Genomic DNA, 21317 nt, shown 5'->3' with positions numbered 1-21317 from the left:
GCCTGTGTTTGCTTTTGGAACAGTTTTTACAAAGTTTTCAAAGTTTCAAAGTTTCAATCTGATCTAATTAAGAAAGGCAGATTTTTTTTCATCTCATTTTTATTTTTAAAAAATGCATCTTCTTTTTGGTTATTTTTAAAATTCGTGCAGCTCGCGCGCGGCGGCCGTGGCAGCAAGCGGAAAAATGAATTGAAAAATTTCCAAAATTTAAATTCTGTTTATTCTGTTTAAATCGTCAATAAAACTTTAAAGAATTGAAAACTATTGATTCGATTATGCTCAGAAACTCTTACATCCACATGACCGGAATCGGCAAAGGTGTGGAAAAAAACATTTGGGATTTCGGAATTAATTCGTGGGACGAAGCCGTTGAAAAAATGGCCGACCTGCCGATCTCTCAAGCAAAAAAGAAAGCGGTTGAAACCGGAATTGATGATTCAACGGCTCATTTGAAAGAAAAAGATCACTGCTATTTCGCCCAAAACCTGCCGTCTGCGGAACATTGGCGCGCTTATTCCGAATTTTGCAAAGATGTTGCTTTCGTTGACATTGAAACAACAGGGCTTGCTCCCGGTCGGGATACGATTACCGTTGTCGGGATTTACAACGGAAAAGAAGCGAAAACATACGTTCAAGGCATTGACTTGGATGACATCGTTGACGAGCTTCCGAAATATAAAATGCTGATCACGTTTAACGGCGCTCGCTTTGATCTGCCGTTTATCAAACACGTTTTCCCGGAGATTGAATATAATCAGCTTCATATTGATTTGATGTATCCGCTCAAACGTATCGGCTACAGCGGCGGTCTCAAAAAGATCGAGCGTGAAATGGGAATTGTCAGAGGCGACAATATCAAAGACGTAGACGGCTGGGAAGCGGTTCGGCTGTGGCACCGTTACAAACGCGGCGATGAAGCGGCTTTGGATACGCTTTTGGAATATAACCGCGAAGATATTGTCAATTTGGAGACAATTATTGAAAAGGTGTATCCGAGTTTGATTCAGAATTGTAAATGTAAAGAAAAATAATCGGGAAAAATGAATCAGATTTGAAGAAACTGAGTGTTAACATAAAAATATTAAAAACAAATAGATATTAAAAAACAGATAGAGAAGCATTGGTAAATGAAAACATATATATACTTTGCAGGTTATGTAAGGTCTAACAGTACCTGCCGGGCCTCTCAGCGATGCACACTCGGCGGGTCATCCACATTTAATTTTTGAAACATTATCAGTGGTTAATTGATATTTTCAATAATTTGAATCTTTTTGGTCAAAATGCAGTACATAAAATCACCCCTATCTGTTTGCGATCAAATTTCATTGTTAAAAACAAGAGGTTTGATTATTAAAGATGAGGAGGCTGCAGAACACTTTTTTTATAACAATAATTACTATAGATTTCGAGGATATACATTTCCATTTCAAGAAAATGAAAACCCGACTCAGCCTTTTATCCGGCAAATTCATTTTGAAATGATTTTAGAATTATACTATTTTGACAGCGAACTACGGTTATTAATATTGAAAGCAATTGAAAAAATCGAACTCAGTTTACGTGCCCAAATAATTTATCAATATGCTCTAGGCCACCAAGACAGTCATTGGCATTTAAATTCGATACATTTTAAAGATAAAGAAAAGCACAAGTCGACAATCAAAAAAATATGTTCTGAAACTCAAAAAAGCAGTGAAGGGTCAATCAAATATTATTACAAAACATATACTAACCCGTCAGAACCTCCGTGTTGGTCGAGTTTGGAAGCAATTACATTCGGTCATTTATCAAATTTATTTTCAAATTTGAATTCAACTGACCCGTGTAAAAAAGCGATTGCAACTTATTTCGGGCTTCCTGCAACCCATATCCTTGAGAATTGGATACATTGTTTGAGTAATATTCGAAATATTTGTGCTCATCACAGCAGATTATGGAACAGGACAATATCTCCGAGAATTAAAATTCCGTTAAATACACATAATTTATTTATTAAAAACAAAAAAATCTATACGAATAAGATTTATGCAGTCTTATGTTGTATTCAATACGTGCTGAATACGGCAGATTCGGAAAATGAATTTAAGATTCAATTAAAAGAATTACTTGCAAAATATCCGTCCGTTGATATTAAATCCATGGGATTTCCGGTCAATTGGGAAGAAGAATTATTTTGGGAAACATAAAGAAACAAAAAGGTGAAAAAATGATTATTGTAACAACCGATTACATCAGCGGAAAAGAACTTGAAACGCTTGGTCTCGTTAAAGGCGCAACCATCCAAGCCAAAAATATCGGCCGCGATATAACCCAAGGACTCAGAAATATGGTCGGCGGCGAACTCAAAGCTTACACCGATTTAATGAATCAGTCACGCGAAACCGCTGTTCAGAGAATGATTGAGGATGCCGAAAAACTCGGCGCCGACGCAATTGTAAATGTTCGGTTTTCGACTTCTTCCATTATGCAAGGCGCTTCCGAAGTTTTTGCATACGGGACGGCTGTGAAGTTTAAGTGAATTTTTTAAAAAAAAGTTTTCACATATCAAGCTTTCTAAATATTTCAATTCAAAACTTATAAATATTTTTAGAAAATAGTGATTGTTAATAGAATCTAGTAAGCCACTCCACGATGCTTGCTAGGTCATAACAGAATCTGTCAAGAAAACCTTGGCAGATTCATCTACTTTTTATGGTAAAAATATGAGATACAGTAAGCCTGCTTTTACAATCCCCGACCAAATAAAAAAATTAGAAAAGAGAGGGATGGTTTTTAAAGATAAAACAATTGCAGAAGAGTTTTTATGTTTTAACAGTTATTACAGATTCAGCGGTTATACATATATATTTCAAGATCGGAGCAAACCGGCTCATTTGTTTAAACCGTCCGTTGATTTTGAAGAAGTATTTAACTTATATTCTTTTGATAATGAATTAAGATTACTTCTTTTAACTGAAATCAGAAAAATAGAAATTGCATTCAGAACTGTAATTATGAATGAATATGCTCAAAATTATAACAGCCATTGGCATCTTGATTTTGAATTATTCAAAGATTATCCCCATCATATTATGTTTTTGAATAAATTAATTAACAGCATTGATCCAAAAAGAGAAGACTTTTTGAAACATTATCAAAAGAAATACACCTCGCCGCAAATTCCTGCATCATGGATGTGCTTTGAAATAATGAGCATGGGTCAGCTTTCATCATTATATAAGAATTTGAATGATACAAAAAAAGGCAAAATTGATATTGCAAAAACATTTGGATTAAATAAAAGCATTCTTTTCAGCAGTTGGATACATGGAATCAGTATTGTTCGAAATATATGTGCACATCATGGAAGACTTTGGAATAAATCGATTCCTGTAAATTTTATAAATTTAAATGAAATGAAAAATCAATTTATAATGATTATACCCGCAAATCAAAATAAAATATATGTACCGATTTGCTGCATTCAATATTTATTAAATATAATAGAGCCGCAAAATGATTTTAAAATAAAGCTCAAAAACTTATTGTTAAAATATCCGTCAATTGATTTAGATGCTATGGGATTCCCAAACGGATGGGATAAAGAAATGTTTTGGCAATAAAAAGTTTACAACTTATCAATTAAATTTTTTTAAAAAACGATTTTTGAATGTTCAGATTTAAGCGACCTGAACATTCTGTTTTAAGCCCCGTGCGTGATTTGAACACGCGACCTGCTGATTACAAGTCAGCCGCTATACCCCTAAGCCAACGAGGCGCTTTGAAGTATCCCTTACATACAATTCATAATTAATAAATTTTATGGGGGAATTTGACAAAATGACTGCTTTTTTAAAGGATTAAACCGATTTGGCTTTAAATGAAAATTTAAATAAAAATAAAATCGAAAAAATGAATGAACTTTCTAATTCTCATTATAAATAAATATTAAAAACTAAATTCATAAAAAGTTTAAGCGGGAAAAATATGCGGCAAAAAATATCAGCGATCGGGAAAAAACTCGTCGAATCCGGATTGGTTGAAGCAAATTTCGGAAACATCAGCGTTCGGTCGGGTTCGGGAAATTCATTCATCATTACAAAAACAAAAACGGCGCTTGATGAAATCGATGAGGGCGGCGTGATTGAAGTGCCGATCTTTAATGACGAAGCTGACACGATGACGGAGCCGGCGGTTGCCGCGGCAATTGAAAAAACAGCGTCTTCGGAAACGCCCGTTCACCGCAGAATTTATCGGGAAACAAATGCGAAAGTGATTCTTCACGCGCATTGCCCGTATTCCGTTGTGATGTCGCTTTTGGAATTTGAAGCGGGCAACGATGCTGTTATTCCCGTTGACAGCGAAGGAAAACTCTTTTTAAAAGAAATTCCGATCATCAGCGGCGGCATCGGAAGCGCAGAACTCGCGGAAAACGCGGCGGCAGCGTTCAAGAACGGAGAAACGAAAGGCGTCATCATCCTCGGTCACGGAACGATTGCAATCGGCGACAATTTGGAAGACGCTTATCATATAACGGCGCAGCTTGAACATTCTGCGAAAATCAAATATATGTATGCCAAAGCGAAAAATTTGTTTTGATTATTTTAATTATTTTATTTTGTGTTATTTTTATTTTTTTGATTTTAATTCTGCTTTAAATAATTCTTTAAATTTTAAAGCGATTGAACGAAATTGTTATTTATTTATAGGTAAAGAAATAAGTATAGATATTAAAACGAGAAGAGGAAATATAATCAATGGCCGCTAATTCGCTCAGACCGTACGTTGCAGAAATTATTGTCGATCCGATTGCAAAAATATTCATCAAAATCGGCATCTCGCCGAACACACTCTCAATCGTATCATGCATATTTTCAATTTTTGCCGGCGTTTTCTATTACATTGCAGGCGACGATTATTTCGGTTTTCAGGCACCTTATTATTTCCTTTTGGTCGCAGCGATTTGTGTTTTAATCAATTCGGGATTAGACGCGCTTGACGGCGCTGTTGCACGCCTTCGCGGAATCGCAGGCAAGAAAGGCGATTTTTTGGATCATGTCATTGACCGCTACGCTGATGTTTTCATCATTTCCGGTATCATTTTCGGCGGGTTCTGCCCGTGGTGGATCGGATACATCGCACTTGTCGGCGTTCTCTTAACAAGCTACCTCGGGACGCAGGCGCAGGCGATGGATATCGGCAGATATTACGGCGGCATCATGGGACGCGCCGATCGTCTGATCATCATTTTGATTGCAACCTTCTTGGATTTCGGCTACATTTTCATAAACGGACATCCTGCCGCATACGGCGGCTTTTGCTTCCTCGGATGGTCCATGATAATTATCGCGATCGGCTCACATATTACAGCATTCCAGAGAATTTATCACATTTGGAAAGCATTAGACAAAGAAGACAAAGCGGCAGCCGCGGAATCAAAAACAGAAACTTGAATCAATGAAAAACAAGATGAAACAATTAAAACCGAAAAGATACAAAATTAAAAACTGAAAAGATATAAAATTAAACATTTTTTAATTTTTAACAATTATAGCAATTATAACATTTTTGAAAAACAATGTCTCAAAATATCGATTTCAAATATTTGGACCATGTCGCAGACATCCGATTCATTGCGTACGGAAAGACTTTGGAAGAAGTCTTTGAAAACGCCGCGCTTGCGACACTTTCCGTGATCGCCGACATTTCAACGATTCAGCCGCAAACAGAATTTGAAATCGAACTTAAAACCGTCGATTTGGAAAATTTGATGGTTGATTTTTTGTCGGAACTGCTGTTTTTGTTTGACGCTGAAGAAACTGTTCTCGGCGCCGTTTCCGTAAAAGAGGTCGGATCAAAAAAAGAAAACGGCGAAGAGATTCGGTTTATAAAAGCCGTCGTGTCGGGCGAGCCGATGGATTCCGCAAAACATAATTTCAAAACAGAAGTCAAAGCCGTCACATACAACGGAATTCGCGTTGAAAAGACAGCAGGCGGATTTGAAGCAGAAGTCGTTTTAGATTTGTAATCAAATTTTCAATTCTCATTTGCAATTCTCATTTGCAATTGTCATTTGTAATTATCATTTGCAATTACCGATTATCTGTCATCAGCGTTTCTTTTTTCGGCAGGCGCAAAGCCGACAAACATTTTAAATGAAAGAAATGAATCACTGTTATTAATCATCAAGTGAATCAATTTATTAAATCGACATTTCAGTTTTATAATCATTCAGTTTTACAATTAATATTCAAATATTCAATTTTTTACAATCATTCAATCTAATATTCAATTTAGGGAAAATTATGTCAAATCAAAATAAAGAAAAAAACGAATCGGATGTCACCGACGAACTCACTCGCGTCAACGACAACATTTGGGACATTCCAAAAACGCATGCATACGGGATGAATGTCCCCGGCAGGCTTTTTTTATCGGAAAAATTAATGGGAACGATTGACAAAGAAACGATTAACCAGGTGGCAAACGTCGCGATGCTGCCGGGAATTTTAGATTATTCGATGGCAATGCCCGACGTCCATCTCGGCTACGGTTTTACGATCGGCGGCGTTGCGGCTTTCGATGATGAAGAAGGCGTCATCAGCCCGGGCGGCGTCGGCTTTGACATCAATTGCGGCGTTCGCTTAATGAAAACAAATCTTCAAAAAGAAGACGCGATTCCGCACATCAAAACACTGACCGAGAATTTATTTCATAAAATTCCGTCAGGCGTCGGCTCAAAAGGTGAATTTAAAGTGACCGACACCGAATTGACGGAAGCGTTTCTGCACGGCTCACAGTGGGCGGTTGAAGCCGGATACGGAATCGAAAGCGATGCAAAAAATTGCGAGTCGCTCGGTTTTATGGAAGGCGCAGCACCCGAAAAAGTCGGAACCAAAGCCAGAAAAAGAGGAAGACCGCAATTCGGGACGCTTGGCAGCGGAAATCACTTTTTGGAAATTCAATACATTGACAAGATTTACGATCCTGCCGCTGCTGCCGCTTACGGCTTGTCCGAGGGGCAGGTGACAGTGATGATCCACTGCGGCTCCCGCGGCGCCGGTCACCAGATTTGTACAGATCATTTGCAGACGCTGAACCAAGCTGTAAAAAAATACAAAATCAATGTGCCCGATATGCAGCTTGCCTGCGCGCCGGTCAAATCCAAAGAGGCGCAGGATTATTTTGACGCGATGAAATGCGGCGCGAATTACGCGTGGGCGAATCGTCAAATCATTATGCACTGGACGCGCGAAGTTTTTGAACAATTCTACAAAAAGGACACCGACGCGCTCGGTATGGAATTGCTTTACGATGTCGCGCACAATATCGCGAAATATGAAACGCATGTGGTCGACGGTAAAAAACAGGATGTTTACGTTCACAGAAAAGGCGCAACACGCGCATTTCCTGCGGGACACCCCGAAGTTTTGCAGCAGTACAGAGATGTCGGCCAGCCGGTTTTGATTCCGGGAAGCATGGGAACGCCTTCGTTTATTTTGAAAGGCGGGCCGAATTCGATGTCGCTGTCATTCGGCAGCGCTTGCCACGGCGCGGGGCGCGTGATGGGACGCGGCAAAGCAAAAGACAGCATGAGCGGAGAAGCCGTTCAGGAAGAGCTGGCAAAGCAGGGCATTACGGTCAGAGCCGAAAGAGCATCCGTCATCGCCGAAGAAGCGCCGAGCGTTTACAAAAACAGCGACGATGTCGTTGACGTTGTGGACAGTCTCGGAATTGCTCAAAAAGTTGCCCGCCTGATTCCGATCGGTGTTATTAAAGGCTGAAAAATAAAAATGAAAGGAAGAAAAACATAACAAAAACAATCAAAAACAAAAAAATAATCAAAAAATAGAAATCAGCAAAAATGAAAAAATCATAAAAACGATAAGGAGAGGGAAAAATGAAAGTTGAAGAGATCATTCCGCAATATTACGATTCCAATATTTATATCATCAATCGAAAAATCATAATCGATACCGGTATGACGGAAGATTATGTTCTGCGATGCATCGAAGAAGTGATGCCGATTGAAGAAATTGAACTCATTATTTTAACGCACGCGCATTACGATCACAGCGGCTGCGCAAACGCGATTTTAAGCCGAAGCAATGCGAAACTCGCCATTCACGAAGCCGACGCGCCGTTTTTATCCGAAGACAATTTATCGGGCGCGTTGAATTTCGGAAGCAGAGCGTCCTGTTCCCCGCCGGACATCACGTACAAAGGCGGCGAAATGATTGCAATCGGCCCGAATGAAGAAGGCGTTGAAGAGTATTTGGAAGTCATTCACACGCCGGGACATACCGTCGGCTGCATTTGTTTATATGAAGCGAATTCAAAAACGCTTTTTTCGGGCGATACTGTTTTTTCTGACGGCGGAATCGGCCGAACGGATTTTAAAATTTCGGCCGCCGAAAAGATGACGGAATCCATTGATAAGCTGACGAAATTGGATGTTGAAAATTTATGTCCGGGACACGGGCGCCCGACAATCGGAAACGCAAATCGGTCGATAGAATTATCAAAAATGATGTCCTCCCGAATGAATCCTTAACGTCTTATTTAGGAAACAGGAATTTGGAATTATACAAATTGAAATGAGATTAAAGTGATTTATAAAGTGAATCTTTAAATGAAGAGAATGAATTAAGAAGAACGATCAAAAACGAGTAAATTAAAAAACGAATAAATTAAAAGAAGAGACGGGAAAATGGAAGAAGCAAATAAGAAATCGGAGAAGAATAAACCTGCGCGCCGAACCGGAACGCTCGGGACGGTCAGCAAGGTAGAAGTCGGAAAAGCCGACAACCGCAGAACAATTATCGGTCTTGAAAAGGAAGCCGGAAGAATGGGCGCGGACAAATCAAAAATTGTCATTCAAAAAGATGAAAAGAAAGGCAAAAATGATTCAAAAACGAAAGAAGAAAAACCGAAGAAAGTGATCGGACAGCTCGGTGTCAAAAGCGCGGGATTTAAAAGTGCAGACGTGAGAAGTGACGGCGGGAGAAATGCCGGCTTTAAAAGCGCAGGTTTTAAAAGCGCAAACGCGAAGACTTCCGAACCGAGCCGCTTTGAATGGAAATCTGCCGCATCCGGCAGACGCGATGATGACGATTACAAATTCGATGACAAGAAGAAAGGAAGAGACGGCGGCAGCAGAGAACGCAACGGCAGAGACGGCAACAGTCGAGGCGGCGACAGTCGAGACGGCAACAGTCGAGGCGGCAGTAACAGAGACAGCAGCGGTCAAAATCGATCGGATCGAAGCGAGTCAAAAAAAAACGAAATTAACGGGGAATACCCCGAAAAAAAGGTGAATCATTTTTTTGAGAAACGCCGGCAAGAAGCTTTGAAAAGAGCCGGCGACTTTTTACCGATGAGTCTTGAAGAAGCCCGGCAGAAAGGCTGGGACGAACTTGACATCATTTTAATTACGGGCGACGCTTACGTCGACCACTCGGGTTTTGGAACGGCGATCATCGGCCGCGTATTAGAACATGCGGGATTCCGCGTCGGCGTCATTGCTCAGCCCGATTGGACAAGCAAAGACGCTTTTGAAGTTCTCGGAAAACCGAGACTGTTTTTCTCTGTCAGCGCGGGCAATGCCGATTCTCTTGTCAACAATTACACGCCTCTTCTTTACAAACGTGAAAGCGATATGTACTCGCCCGGCGGGCAGCCCGGACTGCGCCCGGATCGCGCCGTCATCGCCTACGCAAACCGCCTCCGCCAAGCGTATCCTGACATTCCGATCGTTGCCGGTGGCATTGAAGCATCGCTTCGGCGCTTTGCGGAATTCGATTATTTGTCCAATGATGTGCGCCAATCCGTTTTAGCCGATGCGCCTGTTGATTTGATCGTTTACGGCATGGGCGAACTTCAAATCAAAGAAATTGCCGCCCGAATGAACAGCGGCGAAAAGATTTCCGAAATCAGAGATATTTCGGGAACAGTTTGGAAAATGCCCGTCCGCGAATGGAAAAATATCAAAAATCAAACAGAAAATGATTCCAAATCTGAAATGAATGATTCCAAATCTGAGATGAACGAATCAAAATCTGAGCCGGGATACGAATCCAAAAGAGAAGCTGAGCATGAATCAGAATATTCAAAGTCATTAAAAAGCGATTCATATATTGAACTTCCGAGTTTTAGCGAAGTTTCCGAAAACAAAGAGCAGTATGCGCGCGCTTTTAAAATTATTTATGAAAATCAAAATCCTGTTTCGGGAAAAAAACTTGTGCAACCGCATCCGAAAACCGTTATCATTCAAAATCCGCCGATGCGCGAATTAACGGAGGCTGAAATGGATGAAGTTTATGAATTGCCGTATCTTCGATTGGAACATCCGTCTTACGAAGAAGGCGTTCCCGGTTTGGATGTTGTCAAAAATTCCATTACAAGCCATCGCGGCTGCTTCGGCGGCTGCTCTTTCTGCGCCATTACGCAGCACCAGGGACGCGCAATCAGCAACCGAAGCGAAGAATCCATCATCAGAGAAGCTGAAACGATTATCGATTCGCCTGATTTCAACGGCATCATCAACGGAATCGGGGGACCGAGCGCCAATATGTACGGCATGAGCTGCCCGACATGGGAGAAGAAAGGCGCCTGCACGCACAAAAACTGTTTGGTTCCGACTGTCTGCCCGTCACTGAATTCGAGTCATGACAGACTTTTGAAACTTTTAAAAACGCTTCGAGAAATGCCTGATGTCAGAAAAGTGCTGACGGGATACGGCGTCAGATTCGATTTGGCGATTCAGGATGACGGTTATTTGGAAACGCTTTGTCAATACCACGTCGGCGGACAGCTGAAAGTAGCGCCCGAACATTTCTGCGACAACGTAACGGCAGCCATGAGAAAGCCGAACCGCGCCGCTTTTGAAAAATTTGAGAAGAAATTCAAAGAAGTCAACAAAGATCTCGGATTAAAACAGTTTTTAGTGACATTCCAAATTTCGGGACACCCGGGATGCACGATGGAAAACGCTGTTGAAATGGCGGAATACATTCGTGACAACAACCGCTACACTGAACAAGTCCAGGATTTTACACCGACACCGATGACGATTTCAACGTGCATGTTCCATACGGGACTTGATCCGTTTACGATGGAAGAAATTTATGTTCCGGTGACGAGAACGGAAAAGAAAATGCAGCGCGTTTTGCTTCAATTCAGAAATCCGGACAATCGTGAAATGATTCAAAAAGCGCTGGAAACTGCCGGAAGAGAAGATTTGATCGGCAGCGGTCCGCATTGTTTGGTTCCGGCTTCACGTAACCGTTATAATAATTATTATTAAAAGATTAAAATTCTTTATTATGACGTGAATATTAAATAGAGTCAATGCATTTAAAATTCAAAATTTAAGAACAGGGTCAAAATGAAATTAGAATACAAAGTCATCATTTTATCAGTCCTCGTCGGCGTTTTGTTTATTGCGGCGGAATTGTTTTCAAGATTCGTCGCGGCCGATCCGGAGACGGCAGATTTTACTGAAATGCTGAAATTTTTATTTGAACCGATGACGACAAACGAAGGACTGTTTTTAAATTTAGTGATTCTGCTTCTTTGTTTTGTATTCGGCGTTTTGCTTGCGCGCCTGATTAATCAGGTTTTGAAAGCAAAAGGTGTTGCAAAGCAAACTGATATTGAAAAAAATATGATTTTAGATGCTGTTCCCGAAATTGTTATTTACATGACAAATGAATACAAAATCAAATGGGTCAGCCGCTCATTTTATACGGAAACAAATTTGACAGAATCCGATATTGTCGGAAATTCCATAAAAGAATTAGGAGACCGGCTGTTTCCGTCCGAAACTATCAATGTAATGTTTGAAGAATTTCTTGAAAAGAAAGACATTGCTTCTGAAATCAAGAGTTTGAAAGGCAAATATTGGCAAGTCATTTCAAATGTCGCCAAAAATGATGACGGTGAAGTCACCGGATATGTTTTGCTCGCAATCGATATTACGGCAAACAAGCGCGACGAAGAAATGAAACGCATCTCTTACGAGCGTTTGGAAGCAAACATTGAACAGTTCGCAACCGTCATTGACAACATCAGAAACCCGCTCTCAAGCGTTGTTTTGCTGGCCGAGACTTCGAGAGACCCGTACGCTTCAGAGAAAATCATCATTCAGTGCGATGAAATCGAAGAAGTTATTGCAAAGCTTGACGAAGGCTGGGCAAATTCCGAAGAAATCCGCAATTTCCTGAAAAAACATCTGTAAAACAATTCGCCGGATGTTTTTCATTTTATTTTTTTAAAAACCGGTTTTCTTTTGGATTATTTTTTTGAAAAACGCAGTTTTCTTTTGAATTATTTTTTGAAAAATTGTGCCGTTCGCGCGCGGCGGCAGCAGCCGGAAAACGGATGGCGGCTGCGATTGCAATAAATCACTGAAATAAAAAAATGCAGAAGAACTGAAAATGCATGATTTTTAAAATTATTTTTCAATCGACATTCTGATCAATTCAACCAAATCAATCACGGGAATGTCGCCTCCCGCATCTCTTAAATTGCGCAGGCAAAGCGGACAGGTCGTGACGATATAATCAACGCCGCTTGGAACGTCTTCCAATCTTCTTTTGGCCATTGCCAAAGACAAATCATTAAAGCCCGAGCGAACGCCGCCGCCGCCGCCGCAGCATCTTGACTTTTCTCGAATTGTTTTCATTTCGATCAAATTGTCTTTGCCGACGATTTCATAAATGAGTTCGCGCGGCTCATCAAAAACGTTATTGTGGCGCCCGGAATGACACGGATCGTGATAAGTGATTTTCAAATCAAGCTTTCCGAGTCCCGCTTTTTTCAAATCTTCCAAATGAGAAACAAGATATTCAGAAACGGTAACGACTTTGATGCCGTCAAGATCGTAATTGTTTTTAAGCGTGTTGTAACAGCCGGCGCAACCTGCAATAATCGTATCCGCGCCGCTTTTTTTGATTTGTTCAATATTGTGTTTCATCAAATCGTTTGCTTCGTTAACAAACCCGAGGCGGAGAAGCGGAGAAGCGCAGCAGTTTTCATCTTCCAAAAGCCCGACACCCATTTTGCTGAGAATTGTGTATGTATTGACAGCGGTTTCAGGATAGCGGTAAGCGTCTAAACAGCCGACAAAGTAAACGGCTTTCGGATTTTCGGGGACAGCCAGTCCTGTTCCTTCCAGCCAGCCGCATCTTGAGCCGGAATCGCCGAGCGTGTTGGCGTATTTTGTCACTGTGTCGCGGATTTTCATCTGCGTCGGCGTCATTTTGCCTGCGGCGACTAATCCGCCGCGTGCGCCTTCAACCAAATCGGGCGGGTGAACACCTGCGGGACAGGCAACCGTGCAGTAACCGCAAGTCGTGCATGTGTTGATGCTGTCAAAAACGGAGTCGTCCGTTAAATTTCCTTCATAAATGTCGCGGATAACTAAAATGCGGCCGCGCGTGTTTTTGGATTCGCGGCCGGTCTGCTCAAAAGCAGGACAGACCGAGCGGCAGTTGCCGCAGGAAACGCAGCGATATAAATCTCGTTTATCCACTGATTCAAAAGCCATAACTCTCAAAACCCTCTCTTAAAATCGTTTTTATAATTCAGATTAATTCTATTTTTAAAGTCTTAAAGTCTAAAGTTTTAAAGTCCCAATTTGTTTTAAAGTCCCAATTTTCCCGGATTTAAAATCCCGTTCGGATCAAGCGCTTTTTTAATCGCTTTCATCACTTCAAATGCGGGACCGCATTGTTTTTCCAAATACATGCCGCGAGCGGCGCCGATGCCGTGCTCGGAGCTGACGGTTCCGCCAAGCTCAATGGCTGCCAAATGCAGTTTGTCGGCGGCGATGTGAAGTTTTTTCCAATCGTTTTCGTCTAAAACGTCAATGAACAAGCCGACGTGGACTGTTCCGTCGCCGACGTGCCCGTAAATCATCGGCGTGATGCCGACTTCATTTGTAATTTCATAAACTTTTGAGATCGCTTCCGGCAATTTCCGAATCGGAACACCCAAATCTTCGCCCGCGTAAACGCGCGTTTTTGTCGGGTCCAATTTGGAAACGGCGGCGCCGACCATTCTGCGGGCGTCCCAGATTTCTTTCATTTTCGCGGGATCATCCGTAATCAAGATGCTGCTTGACATTTCTTCGCAGGCTTTTGCAAGCATTTCCGCAGATTCGTCAACAGCGTTTTTGCTGCCGTCCACTTCAAATAAAACGACGTCGCCGTCGCGCGGAAAAATGATATTCGGATCTAATTTTGTCAGAACCGAAACAGATGTTTTGTCTAAGATTTCACAGGCGGACGGAATAACGCCGGCTGCAAAAACACGGGAAACGGAAAGCCCTGCCGATTCTGGAGACGGAAAAGAGACCATGACCAATTTGCGGGCTTGCGGAATCGGCGCGATTTTTAAAACGGCTTTTGTGATAATTCCAAGCGTTCCTTCCGAGCCGACATAAAGACGGGAAAGATCGTAGCCGGCGGATGATTTCAAACAATTGCGCCCCGTTTCAATAACGGTGCCGTCGGCGAGAACGACTTCTAAATTCAAAACGTAATTTTTGGTCGTTCCGTATTTGACGCAACGCATTCCGCTTGCGTTGTTTGCGATTTGGCCGCCGATTGTACAAGTGGCAGCACTTCCCGGATCGGGCGGGAAAAAGAAGCCGTACGGTTTGAGCGCTTCGTTGAGCTTGTCGGCAATCAGACCTGCTTCGACCGTGACTTGAATATTGTCAATGTCGATGCTTAAAATGCGATTCATTTGCGACAGATCCAGCAGGATGCCGCCTTGTACGGGAACAGCGCCTCCGGCCATTCCGGTTCCCGCGCCGCGCGCCGTGACGGGAATCAAATGAATGTTTGCGTAAGCTAAAATTTGAGAAACTTCTTCTGTTGTGTGCGGAAAAAGAACGTAATCGGGTTTTCCTTTGATTTGGGAGCCGTCGGCTGCGTAACAGCAAAGCTCGGCGGGCGCGTTCGTTGTTCGTCCGACACATATTTTTTTGAGTTCTTCGAAATGATCCATAAATTTACTGACCGTTTGCAATAATTTTGCAGTTATGCGATTATGATGTAAAAAATAAAATAATAAAATTTATGAATGATAAAAAACGCATGCGAAATGCAATTTATATTCTGTTTGCATTTTCATGTTGATTCATTATTTATATTTTATTATGTGACGTTTTTGAGAAGAAAAATCAAATGTCATGAATAGAGCGACTGAGCCTGATTTGAAAGTTTGGAATTGTTATTGTTTTATCATAAATGTCATAACAAATCACAAAATAAATCGAAACTTGAAATCATAAAACAAACCGTCATCTGAAACACAGAGACGGCATTCGCTGTCCGTTAAAAATAAAAAAGTATGAATCATAAAAATGATTCAAATTATTTTTTTGCAGGTGCTTTTTTTGCTGCTGCCGTCTTAGCTGCAGGTTTTGCTGCTGCTCTTGTTGCGGCCGGTTTGGCTGCGGGTTTTGCTGCTGCTTTTGCGGGCGCTTTCGCTGCAGGTTTTGCAACTGTTTTGGCTGCTGCCGTTTTAGCTGCAGGTGCAGGTTTTGCTGTTGCTCTTGCTGCCGTCGTCTTGGCTGCAGGCTTTGCTGCTGCTTTTGCGGGCGCTTTAGCTGCCGTTTTGGCGGCGGGCTTTTTCATTTTTGCAATTTCTTCTTCGACTTCTTCTTCGCCTTCTCTGTAGAATTTCAATTCATCGGGCTGAAGTTCGCGAAGCAGACGCAGGAATTCTCCGGCATGAACTTTTTCTTCGTTGGCGATGTCGATCAGAACGTCTTTTGCGAGTTCGTTGTCTGTTGATTCTGCGAGCTGTTCATAAAGCTGAATGGCTTCGTACTCGGCGGACACCATAAAACGAATGGCGCGAACGAGTTCTTCATGCGTCAGCTTACGGCCGCTTTTAAGGCCGGCAAAAGGATTACCGAATTCTGGCATAATTATAAAATTGCATTGATGGTATAAATATTTTATATTAAAATGCAGAAATATTTTGGTATCCCGAATACAAAAACGGAAAAAAACAAAAAAAACAAAGAATGAATATTTGTAATAAATATGTAATAAGTGTTGTAAAAATTAAAGTGTTGTAAAAAATATTGTAAATATTTTAGCGTGATAAAATGCCGGAAAAAAGAAGATGTGATTGGGCGAGGTTGCCGATAGAAGAAAAGTATCATGATGAAGAGTGGGGAAAGCCGCTTCATGATGAAAAAATGCTTTTTGAAATGCTGATTTTGGAAGGGCAGCAAGCAGGTTTGAGCTGGACAACAATTTTGAAAAAGCGCGAAGCAATGCGAGAAGCGTATGATAATTTTGATCCCGAAATTATGAAAGATTATGATGAAAAAAAGGCGGCTGAATTGCTTTCAAACGCCGGAATCATCAGAAATCGATTAAAAGTGAAAGCTGCCGTGACCAATTCAAAAGCGTATTTCAAACTGGTTGAAAAACACGGTTCGCTGGACGAATTTATGTGGGCTTATGTTGACGGCAAACCGATTCAAAACCGTCCGAAAACGAATTCGGAAATCCCCGCAAACACGGAACTTTCTGACCGAATCAGCAAAGATTTGAAAAAATTAGGTTTTACGTTTGTCGGCTCAACGATCATTTACGCATATATGCAATCGATCGGCATGGTAAATGATCATTTGGAAAGCTGCGAATTCTGCGATGAGTAAAATAAAAATTGGATTGCGTTTGCATCCGGCAGCGCCGCGCGCGAATGGCTCCATTTTTCATTTGATTTTCAAACTTGTCCTTCATTTTTGTTTTATTTTTGGATGAAACCTAAACATCCAATTTTCAAAATCGGTGAACATGAACGCCCAATAAAATCCTAAAAAAGATAGATTTTATTAAAAAATTGGCGTTCCGTTTTTGAATTAATTTGATAAAGATGATGTTTCAACCAATTTTAGATTGAATAAAAATTCAAAAACCGCCCCCTCCAACGACGCGTTTCCGAAGCGCAGCGGAGGAAAGAAGGAGTTGGAGATTCTAACCATACGAAACGAAAAATTAGAAACTGCCTGATTTTTCAGCTGTGTTCGGCTCCTGCGAAGTGTGTTCTTGCGACTGTCTTTTGCTGTCGGCTCCGGCTAAGCCTGCCAATCTGCAACTGTCTTTTAGTGTTGCTGCTGTCAATCAGGTTTCTGTTTCCGCTGCTACCTACAGGTTTCTGTTGCCGCCGCTACCTACAGGTTTCTGTTTCCGCTGCTACCTACAGGTTTGCGCTGGCAACTGCGCCCGCCGTCACGCGCGAATCGCCGCATTTTCATTTGATTTTCAACCCGGCCCCGTATTTTTAATTACTTTCAAACTCGACTCCCGCTTTTTAATTGAATTTCCATCCCAACCCCGTTTTTTCATTGAATTTCACAAATCAAATGAGAGTTTTTTTATTCAATGACACGGTTTAAAAGTCCATGACAAAATTCTTTGAAGTCGATGACCGAGACGGACCGGCTCGCATCGGAAAACTTTACATTTCAAAATCAAATAATACCGCCGAAAAAGCGGCGGCTTCTTTTATTCAAACACCTTATTTGATCAATTCATCCAAACTCGCCGCCGGAGAACTTCCGATAAAAGATTTGGGAACACTTTGGGAAACAGAAACAGGCGATGACAAAGTTGATGAAAAAATCGAAAGCGTTTTTTCAAACATTTCCGAATTCGAATCCGAACCCGAGTCCAAACCCAAATCCGAATCCGAACTTTTAATCCTGCCGAGAAATCAATACACGCTGACATATCCCGAAGAAGATTATGAAAAACGTCAACAGAAAGTGTATGAAAAAATCAATGAAAAAGAAATTATCGGAAAATGTCCGACCGCTGCTGTTATTCGTCCCATAAAATATTCAAAAACAATTGAATCGGAAGAGTGTGTTTGCGGTGATGAATGCGGACGGGAAGAAAAAACTGCGGGAAAAGAGATTTTTGCCGTTGAAAAAACAGGATCCGATGTATATATTATGGAAAGCGCCGGCTCTTTTGATGATGATTCAATCGGTTTCTTTGAAGCTTTCTTAAACGTCAAAGAAAGACTTCCCGCCGACACCGCTCTTTGGCTTCCGAATTTGGCAACACCTGAAAATGCTGCCGTTTTGATTTATTTAGGCGCCGACATTTTAGATACAACCCGCGCCGAAGTCGGCGGATATTCCAACAAATATATGACAAGCGCCGGAACTTTTTTCTTAGAAGACATGACCGAACTTCCCTGCCGATGCGGCGCATGCACCGGATTGACGGCAAAAGAATTGAGAGAAATGCCGGCATCCGAAAGATACGTTTTGCTTTCAAAACACAATGTCAATGCGCTTGAAGCGGAAATCACGCTTGTTCGCGAAAAAATCAGGAGAGGAGCGCTTCGTGAATATATCGAAGGACAATGCCGCGTCCGAACCTGGCTCACCGGACTTCTTCGTCTCTTTGACAGCAGTCCGCTTGCCGAAAAGACGGCGCCGACATTTCGAAGAGAAACGATTTACGCAACGACAGCCGAATCCCAAAACCGCGCAGAAATCCGGCGCTTTGCCAATCGAATAATGGAAAATTATGAAGCGCCGAAAAAAGAAATTCTTGTGATTTTCCCGTGCTCGTCAAAGAAGCCGTATTCGATTTCGGCATCACATCAAAGATTTATTCAATCCATCGAACGCAACCGCAAATATGTCAACGAATTGATCATCACATCGCCGATGGGAATCATTCCGCGCGAACTTGAATTGACATATCCCGCCGCTCATTACGACACGACCGTAACGGGACATTGGGATTTGGAAGAACGCGCGTGGGTCGGCGGTCTTTTGGAACAATATTTGATCAAAAATAAAGATCTTTACAAACACATTATCGCTCACGTCGAAGGCCCGTACCGTGAAATATGCGAAGCGGTCTCCGCGAAACTCGGCATTTCCATGACTTATACAGTTGAAAGAAGCCCCGCGTCGCAAGCGAGTTTGAAAAATTTAAGAACCGCCGTTGATAAAATCGTTGAAGAAGCAACGCCCGTAAAAGAATCCGAGACACACAGACCGCGCCCGAATTTATTGAAAAGAGGCGGAACGGAAGAAAAAATGGATCAGACAAAAGCAATTGCGAGATACCAGATCGGACCGCTTGCAGACGCGCTGTTTACGGAAGAGACGACAATCAAAGGAAACTTTCCCAAATTCATGCTTTTGGACGATAAAACACAGCTCGCCGTTTTGGTGCCGCAGTTTGGTCAGCTTGCATTTTCAATTGCCGCCGCCGAAAAAATAATCAAATCGGACAAATATGACGGTCAATATACCGTTACCATTGATAATTTCCTGCCCAAAGGTTCGCTGCTTGCGCCCGGAATCGTTGAAGCGGACCCGGCGATTCGCCCCGGCGATGATGTCATCATTCTCGGCGAAAATGTGATCGGCGTCGGAAAATCGAAGATGTCCGGCATTGAAATGAATTCGTCAACAAAAGGCGTTGCTGTTTTGCCGAGACATACAAAATACATCAGAGAAGAAGGGAATTAAAAAGAAAAATTAATGATTAAAAATAAGATTATTATTCGGAAACGATTTTCCAATTCATTTCTTTTATTTGTTTTTCAAAATCTTTCCGACCATTTTTAATTATTCTTTCAATTTCTTTTTTCTCTTCTTCAGTATGTTCGGGAGCTTCTCCGACATATGTAAAAATTTCAGAAAATGATTCCTTGTGCATAATCAACTCTCCTTTCTTCAATAGTGAATACAAGTGTTTCATGATATTTTACTGTTTTCGATATTTTAGACTATGCGCCTGCAATTTCAATGGAGCCGAAGGAAGGTGTTTGTTTGCAGCGGGAGGGAGGTGTTTGTTTGCAGCGGGAGGGAGGTGTTTGTTTGCAGCGGGAGGGAGGTGTTTGTTGAAAAATCGCGAAGCGATTTTTCCGCCATCTTTCGGTGCCTGCCGCCGCGCGCGAGCCGCACAAATTTTGAAAAATAAATAAAAAGGGAATACGATTTAAAAAACAAATTAAAGGAAAATGCGATTTTGAAAAATAATCGAAAAGAAAAACGCATTTTTTGAAATTTGAATTTTGAAATTTGAAAAATGTTAAATCTTTCTTCTCCCGAGAACAAAAACTGCGCCGACGACGGCCGCAATTCCGAATACTGCACCGAATCCCGGAATTTTAAATGAAGGCGGATTGTCGCTGACGCCTTCTGCTTTTCCGCCGGACGAGGAGGAAGAAGACGGAATCCATTTGGCGTAAAGCGTTGTTTTTGAAGGAATCCGCGTATCGAAATCGAATTTGTTGATACATTCGGGTTCCGTGTACCAGCCACCGAATGTATATCCGCTTTTAACAGGCGGCTCCGGCTCGGAAACGCGGGCGTATCTTGCAACCGGTTTGTTGAGATAAACTTCATCTTCATCGTACATGAAAATGACAAGGAAATTATCAGCCGCGAGAGCTGTCCCCGTAAAAGTCAGTGAAATCAGCAAGAGAATGCCGATAACGGATAATGTTCTGATTTTTCTTTCTTTTGTAACCATAAACTTTCCCCTGTAAGAATCGTAAAATTAAAAATAAAAATAAAAATAAATGCCGAAAGGCAATAAGAATCAAGATTTTGAAAGTATAAAATATGCAACGATCGCCGCCCCGATTCCTGCAATAATCAAAAATGCGAGTGTCGACGGGTCCGGAATCGAATCAATCAAATCGGGAACTTCAGCCCGTCCTTGAGCAGGTGATTTTGAAATTGTTTCAGACGGAATCGGCAAAACGGCTTTTGAACTCGACGAATTATTCGAAGATGAATTTGATGACGAAGAATTATTCGAGGATGAAGAATTGTTTGAAGTTGAAGAATTCGAAACAGATGAATTTGAAGCAGATGAGTTCGAAGAAGACGAATTTGAAGCGGATGAATTTGAAGCTGATCCTGTTGAATTTTCGGGAATCCATTTTGCATACAAATGAAACGGTTCCATTACAGGTTGACTAAAATCATATGCTTGCGTACGAGCGTAATCGGCGTACCAGCCGGCAAAAACGTATCCTTCTTTTTCGGGTGTTTCGATTTCAGACATGACCGTGAATCTTGGAACGGATTTTTTGTAATAATTTTCATCATCAAAATTAAAAACAACAATGTAATTACGCGGGGCTGCCGCTGCTGTTCCGAGAAGCGAGAATAATATCAGGAAAATGACAAATACAGCAATTATTCTTTTGAGAATTTCTGACATAAATATCACTTTCTGAATCGACTTTACAAAATTTTAAAGTAAAAATTGAAATAATTGAAATAATTGAAATAATCGAATAAAAGGAACGAGCTGTTT

21 protein-coding genes and 1 tRNA gene are annotated in these 21317 nt (G+C 41.5%); 15 read left to right on the top strand and 7 right to left on the bottom strand.

All coding sequences use genetic code 11. From position 1 onward, the window contains the following. Nucleotides 1-275: 275 nt before the first annotated feature. From MmiHf6_RS07390 to MmiHf6_RS07375, 4 genes are all read left to right on the top strand, one after another. Entirely contained in the window at nt 276-1031 is a 756-nt protein-coding gene (locus MmiHf6_RS07390) for a ribonuclease H-like domain-containing protein (RefSeq protein WP_316557155.1), read from the top strand. 252 nt (nt 1032-1283) lie between these two features. Then, complete coding sequence (locus MmiHf6_RS07385; protein ID WP_316558658.1) at nt 1284-2189, top strand: Abi family protein; 906 nt, start codon at nt 1284-1286, stop codon at nt 2187-2189. Nucleotides 2190-2209: 20 nt separating this feature from the next. Beyond that, nucleotides 2210-2521, top strand: a complete 312-nt coding sequence (locus tag MmiHf6_RS07380) for a YbjQ family protein (protein WP_316557154.1) — start codon at nt 2210-2212, stop codon at nt 2519-2521. A gap of 151 nt (nt 2522-2672) precedes the next feature. Beyond that, nucleotides 2673-3605, top strand: coding sequence for an Abi family protein (locus MmiHf6_RS07375; protein WP_316557153.1), 933 nt, complete (start codon nt 2673-2675; stop codon nt 3603-3605). A gap of 83 nt (nt 3606-3688) precedes the next feature. On the opposite strand, the gene MmiHf6_RS07370 is transcribed toward MmiHf6_RS07375, so the two are convergent. Then, nucleotides 3689-3760 (bottom strand) — tRNA-Thr (locus MmiHf6_RS07370). A 209-nt stretch (nt 3761-3969) separates the two neighbouring features. Between MmiHf6_RS07370 and MmiHf6_RS07365 the strand changes: the two genes are divergently transcribed. The 7 genes from MmiHf6_RS07365 (at nt 3970) to MmiHf6_RS07335 (ending at nt 12220) form a co-directional block, all read left to right on the top strand. Further along, a complete protein-coding gene (locus MmiHf6_RS07365) occupies nt 3970-4581 on the top strand; it encodes an aldolase (protein ID WP_316557152.1) in 612 nt (203 codons plus the stop codon). A 158-nt stretch (nt 4582-4739) separates the two neighbouring features. Continuing rightward, entirely contained in the window at nt 4740-5435 is a 696-nt protein-coding gene (locus MmiHf6_RS07360; RefSeq protein WP_316557151.1) for a CDP-alcohol phosphatidyltransferase family protein, read from the top strand. A 125-nt stretch (nt 5436-5560) separates the two neighbouring features. Next, a complete protein-coding gene (locus MmiHf6_RS07355) occupies nt 5561-6010 on the top strand; it encodes an archease (protein ID WP_316557150.1) in 450 nt (149 codons plus the stop codon). A gap of 277 nt (nt 6011-6287) precedes the next feature. Next, nucleotides 6288-7766, top strand: a complete 1479-nt coding sequence (locus MmiHf6_RS07350) for an RtcB family protein (protein WP_316557149.1) — start codon at nt 6288-6290, stop codon at nt 7764-7766. Between the two features lie 116 nt (nt 7767-7882). Then, a complete protein-coding gene (locus tag MmiHf6_RS07345; protein WP_316557148.1) occupies nt 7883-8536 on the top strand; it encodes an MBL fold metallo-hydrolase in 654 nt (217 codons plus the stop codon). An 822-nt stretch (nt 8537-9358) separates the two neighbouring features. Next, entirely contained in the window at nt 9359-11287 is a 1929-nt protein-coding gene (locus MmiHf6_RS07340) for a YgiQ family radical SAM protein (protein ID WP_420891327.1), read from the top strand. A gap of 81 nt (nt 11288-11368) precedes the next feature. Continuing rightward, a complete protein-coding gene (locus tag MmiHf6_RS07335; protein WP_316557146.1) occupies nt 11369-12220 on the top strand; it encodes a hypothetical protein in 852 nt (283 codons plus the stop codon). A 216-nt stretch (nt 12221-12436) separates the two neighbouring features. Here MmiHf6_RS07335 and MmiHf6_RS07330 read toward each other — a convergent pair whose 3' ends face one another. From MmiHf6_RS07330 to MmiHf6_RS07320, 3 genes are all read right to left on the bottom strand, one after another. Beyond that, entirely contained in the window at nt 12437-13531 is a 1095-nt protein-coding gene (locus tag MmiHf6_RS07330; protein ID WP_316557145.1) for a (Fe-S)-binding protein, read from the bottom strand. A 95-nt stretch (nt 13532-13626) separates the two neighbouring features. After that, entirely contained in the window at nt 13627-14997 is a 1371-nt protein-coding gene (locus MmiHf6_RS07325; protein WP_316557144.1) for an FAD-binding oxidoreductase, read from the bottom strand. A 368-nt stretch (nt 14998-15365) separates the two neighbouring features. After that, complete coding sequence (locus MmiHf6_RS07320; RefSeq protein ID WP_316557143.1) at nt 15366-15923, bottom strand: ferritin family protein; 558 nt, start codon at nt 15921-15923, stop codon at nt 15366-15368. Nucleotides 15924-16141: 218 nt separating this feature from the next. Here MmiHf6_RS07320 and MmiHf6_RS07315 point away from each other — a divergent pair, with 218 nt between their 5' ends. From MmiHf6_RS07315 to arcS, 3 genes are all read left to right on the top strand, one after another. Further along, on the top strand, nt 16142-16669 hold the full coding sequence (locus tag MmiHf6_RS07315; RefSeq protein WP_316557142.1) for a DNA-3-methyladenine glycosylase I: 528 nt from the start codon (nt 16142-16144) through the stop codon (nt 16667-16669). A gap of 365 nt (nt 16670-17034) precedes the next feature. Beyond that, nucleotides 17035-17400 carry a hypothetical protein gene (locus MmiHf6_RS07310; RefSeq protein WP_316557141.1) on the top strand — a complete coding sequence of 122 codons (366 nt, stop codon included), beginning with the start codon at nt 17035-17037 and terminating at the stop codon, nt 17398-17400. Nucleotides 17401-17416: 16 nt separating this feature from the next. Further along, a complete protein-coding gene (gene arcS / locus MmiHf6_RS07305; RefSeq protein ID WP_316557140.1) occupies nt 17417-19513 on the top strand; it encodes an archaeosine synthase subunit alpha in 2097 nt (698 codons plus the stop codon). A gap of 31 nt (nt 19514-19544) precedes the next feature. Here arcS and MmiHf6_RS07300 read toward each other — a convergent pair whose 3' ends face one another. Then, nucleotides 19545-19703, bottom strand: coding sequence for a hypothetical protein (locus MmiHf6_RS07300; protein ID WP_316557139.1), 159 nt, complete (start codon nt 19701-19703; stop codon nt 19545-19547). Between the two features lie 105 nt (nt 19704-19808). On the opposite strand from MmiHf6_RS07300, the gene MmiHf6_RS07295 reads away from it, so the two are divergent. Next, entirely contained in the window at nt 19809-19967 is a 159-nt protein-coding gene (locus MmiHf6_RS07295) for a hypothetical protein (protein ID WP_316557138.1), read from the top strand. A 111-nt stretch (nt 19968-20078) separates the two neighbouring features. Here the strand turns inward: MmiHf6_RS07295 and MmiHf6_RS07290 are convergent, their stop codons facing one another. After that, the gene (locus tag MmiHf6_RS07290; RefSeq protein ID WP_316557137.1) at nt 20079-20522 is read right to left on the bottom strand and encodes an InlB B-repeat-containing protein; all 444 of its coding nucleotides are present in this window, start codon (nt 20520-20522) and stop codon (nt 20079-20081) included. A gap of 69 nt (nt 20523-20591) precedes the next feature. Then, on the bottom strand, nt 20592-21221 hold the full coding sequence (locus MmiHf6_RS07285; protein ID WP_316557136.1) for an InlB B-repeat-containing protein: 630 nt from the start codon (nt 21219-21221) through the stop codon (nt 20592-20594). Nucleotides 21222-21317: the final 96 nt, after the last annotated feature.

The organism is Methanimicrococcus hongohii, from assembly GCF_032594095.1.
GTDB classification, from domain to species: Archaea; Halobacteriota; Methanosarcinia; order Methanosarcinales; family Methanosarcinaceae; genus Methanimicrococcus; species Methanimicrococcus hongohii.
This window is presented reverse-complemented; position numbering and strand designations above follow the sequence as displayed.

Bases quoted from the DNA above. Each gene is read 5' to 3' on its own strand.
- MmiHf6_RS07320 (WP_316557143.1), bottom strand. From the start codon at position 15,923: ATGCCAGAATTCGGTAATCCTTTTGCCGGCCTTAAAAGCGGCCGTAAG.
- MmiHf6_RS07330 (WP_316557145.1), bottom strand. From the start codon at position 13,531: ATGGCTTTTGAATCAGTGGATAAACGAGATTTATATCGCTGCGTTTCC.
- MmiHf6_RS07380 (WP_316557154.1), top strand. From the start codon at position 2,210: ATGATTATTGTAACAACCGATTACATCAGCGGAAAAGAACTTGAAACG.
- MmiHf6_RS07345 (WP_316557148.1), top strand. From the start codon at position 7,883: ATGAAAGTTGAAGAGATCATTCCGCAATATTACGATTCCAATATTTAT.
- MmiHf6_RS07365 (WP_316557152.1), top strand. From the start codon at position 3,970: ATGCGGCAAAAAATATCAGCGATCGGGAAAAAACTCGTCGAATCCGGA.
- arcS (WP_316557140.1), top strand. From the start codon at position 17,417: ATGACAAAATTCTTTGAAGTCGATGACCGAGACGGACCGGCTCGCATC.
- MmiHf6_RS07360 (WP_316557151.1), top strand. From the start codon at position 4,740: ATGGCCGCTAATTCGCTCAGACCGTACGTTGCAGAAATTATTGTCGAT.
- MmiHf6_RS07290 (WP_316557137.1), bottom strand. From the start codon at position 20,522: ATGGTTACAAAAGAAAGAAAAATCAGAACATTATCCGTTATCGGCATT.
- MmiHf6_RS07385 (WP_316558658.1), top strand. From the start codon at position 1,284: ATGCAGTACATAAAATCACCCCTATCTGTTTGCGATCAAATTTCATTG.
- MmiHf6_RS07355 (WP_316557150.1), top strand. From the start codon at position 5,561: ATGTCTCAAAATATCGATTTCAAATATTTGGACCATGTCGCAGACATC.
- MmiHf6_RS07335 (WP_316557146.1), top strand. From the start codon at position 11,369: ATGAAATTAGAATACAAAGTCATCATTTTATCAGTCCTCGTCGGCGTT.
- MmiHf6_RS07340 (WP_420891327.1), top strand. From the start codon at position 9,359: ATGAGTCTTGAAGAAGCCCGGCAGAAAGGCTGGGACGAACTTGACATC.
- MmiHf6_RS07285 (WP_316557136.1), bottom strand. From the start codon at position 21,221: ATGTCAGAAATTCTCAAAAGAATAATTGCTGTATTTGTCATTTTCCTG.
- MmiHf6_RS07390 (WP_316557155.1), top strand. From the start codon at position 276: ATGCTCAGAAACTCTTACATCCACATGACCGGAATCGGCAAAGGTGTG.
- MmiHf6_RS07325 (WP_316557144.1), bottom strand. From the start codon at position 14,997: ATGGATCATTTCGAAGAACTCAAAAAAATATGTGTCGGACGAACAACG.
- MmiHf6_RS07350 (WP_316557149.1), top strand. From the start codon at position 6,288: ATGTCAAATCAAAATAAAGAAAAAAACGAATCGGATGTCACCGACGAA.
- MmiHf6_RS07300 (WP_316557139.1), bottom strand. From the start codon at position 19,703: ATGCACAAGGAATCATTTTCTGAAATTTTTACATATGTCGGAGAAGCT.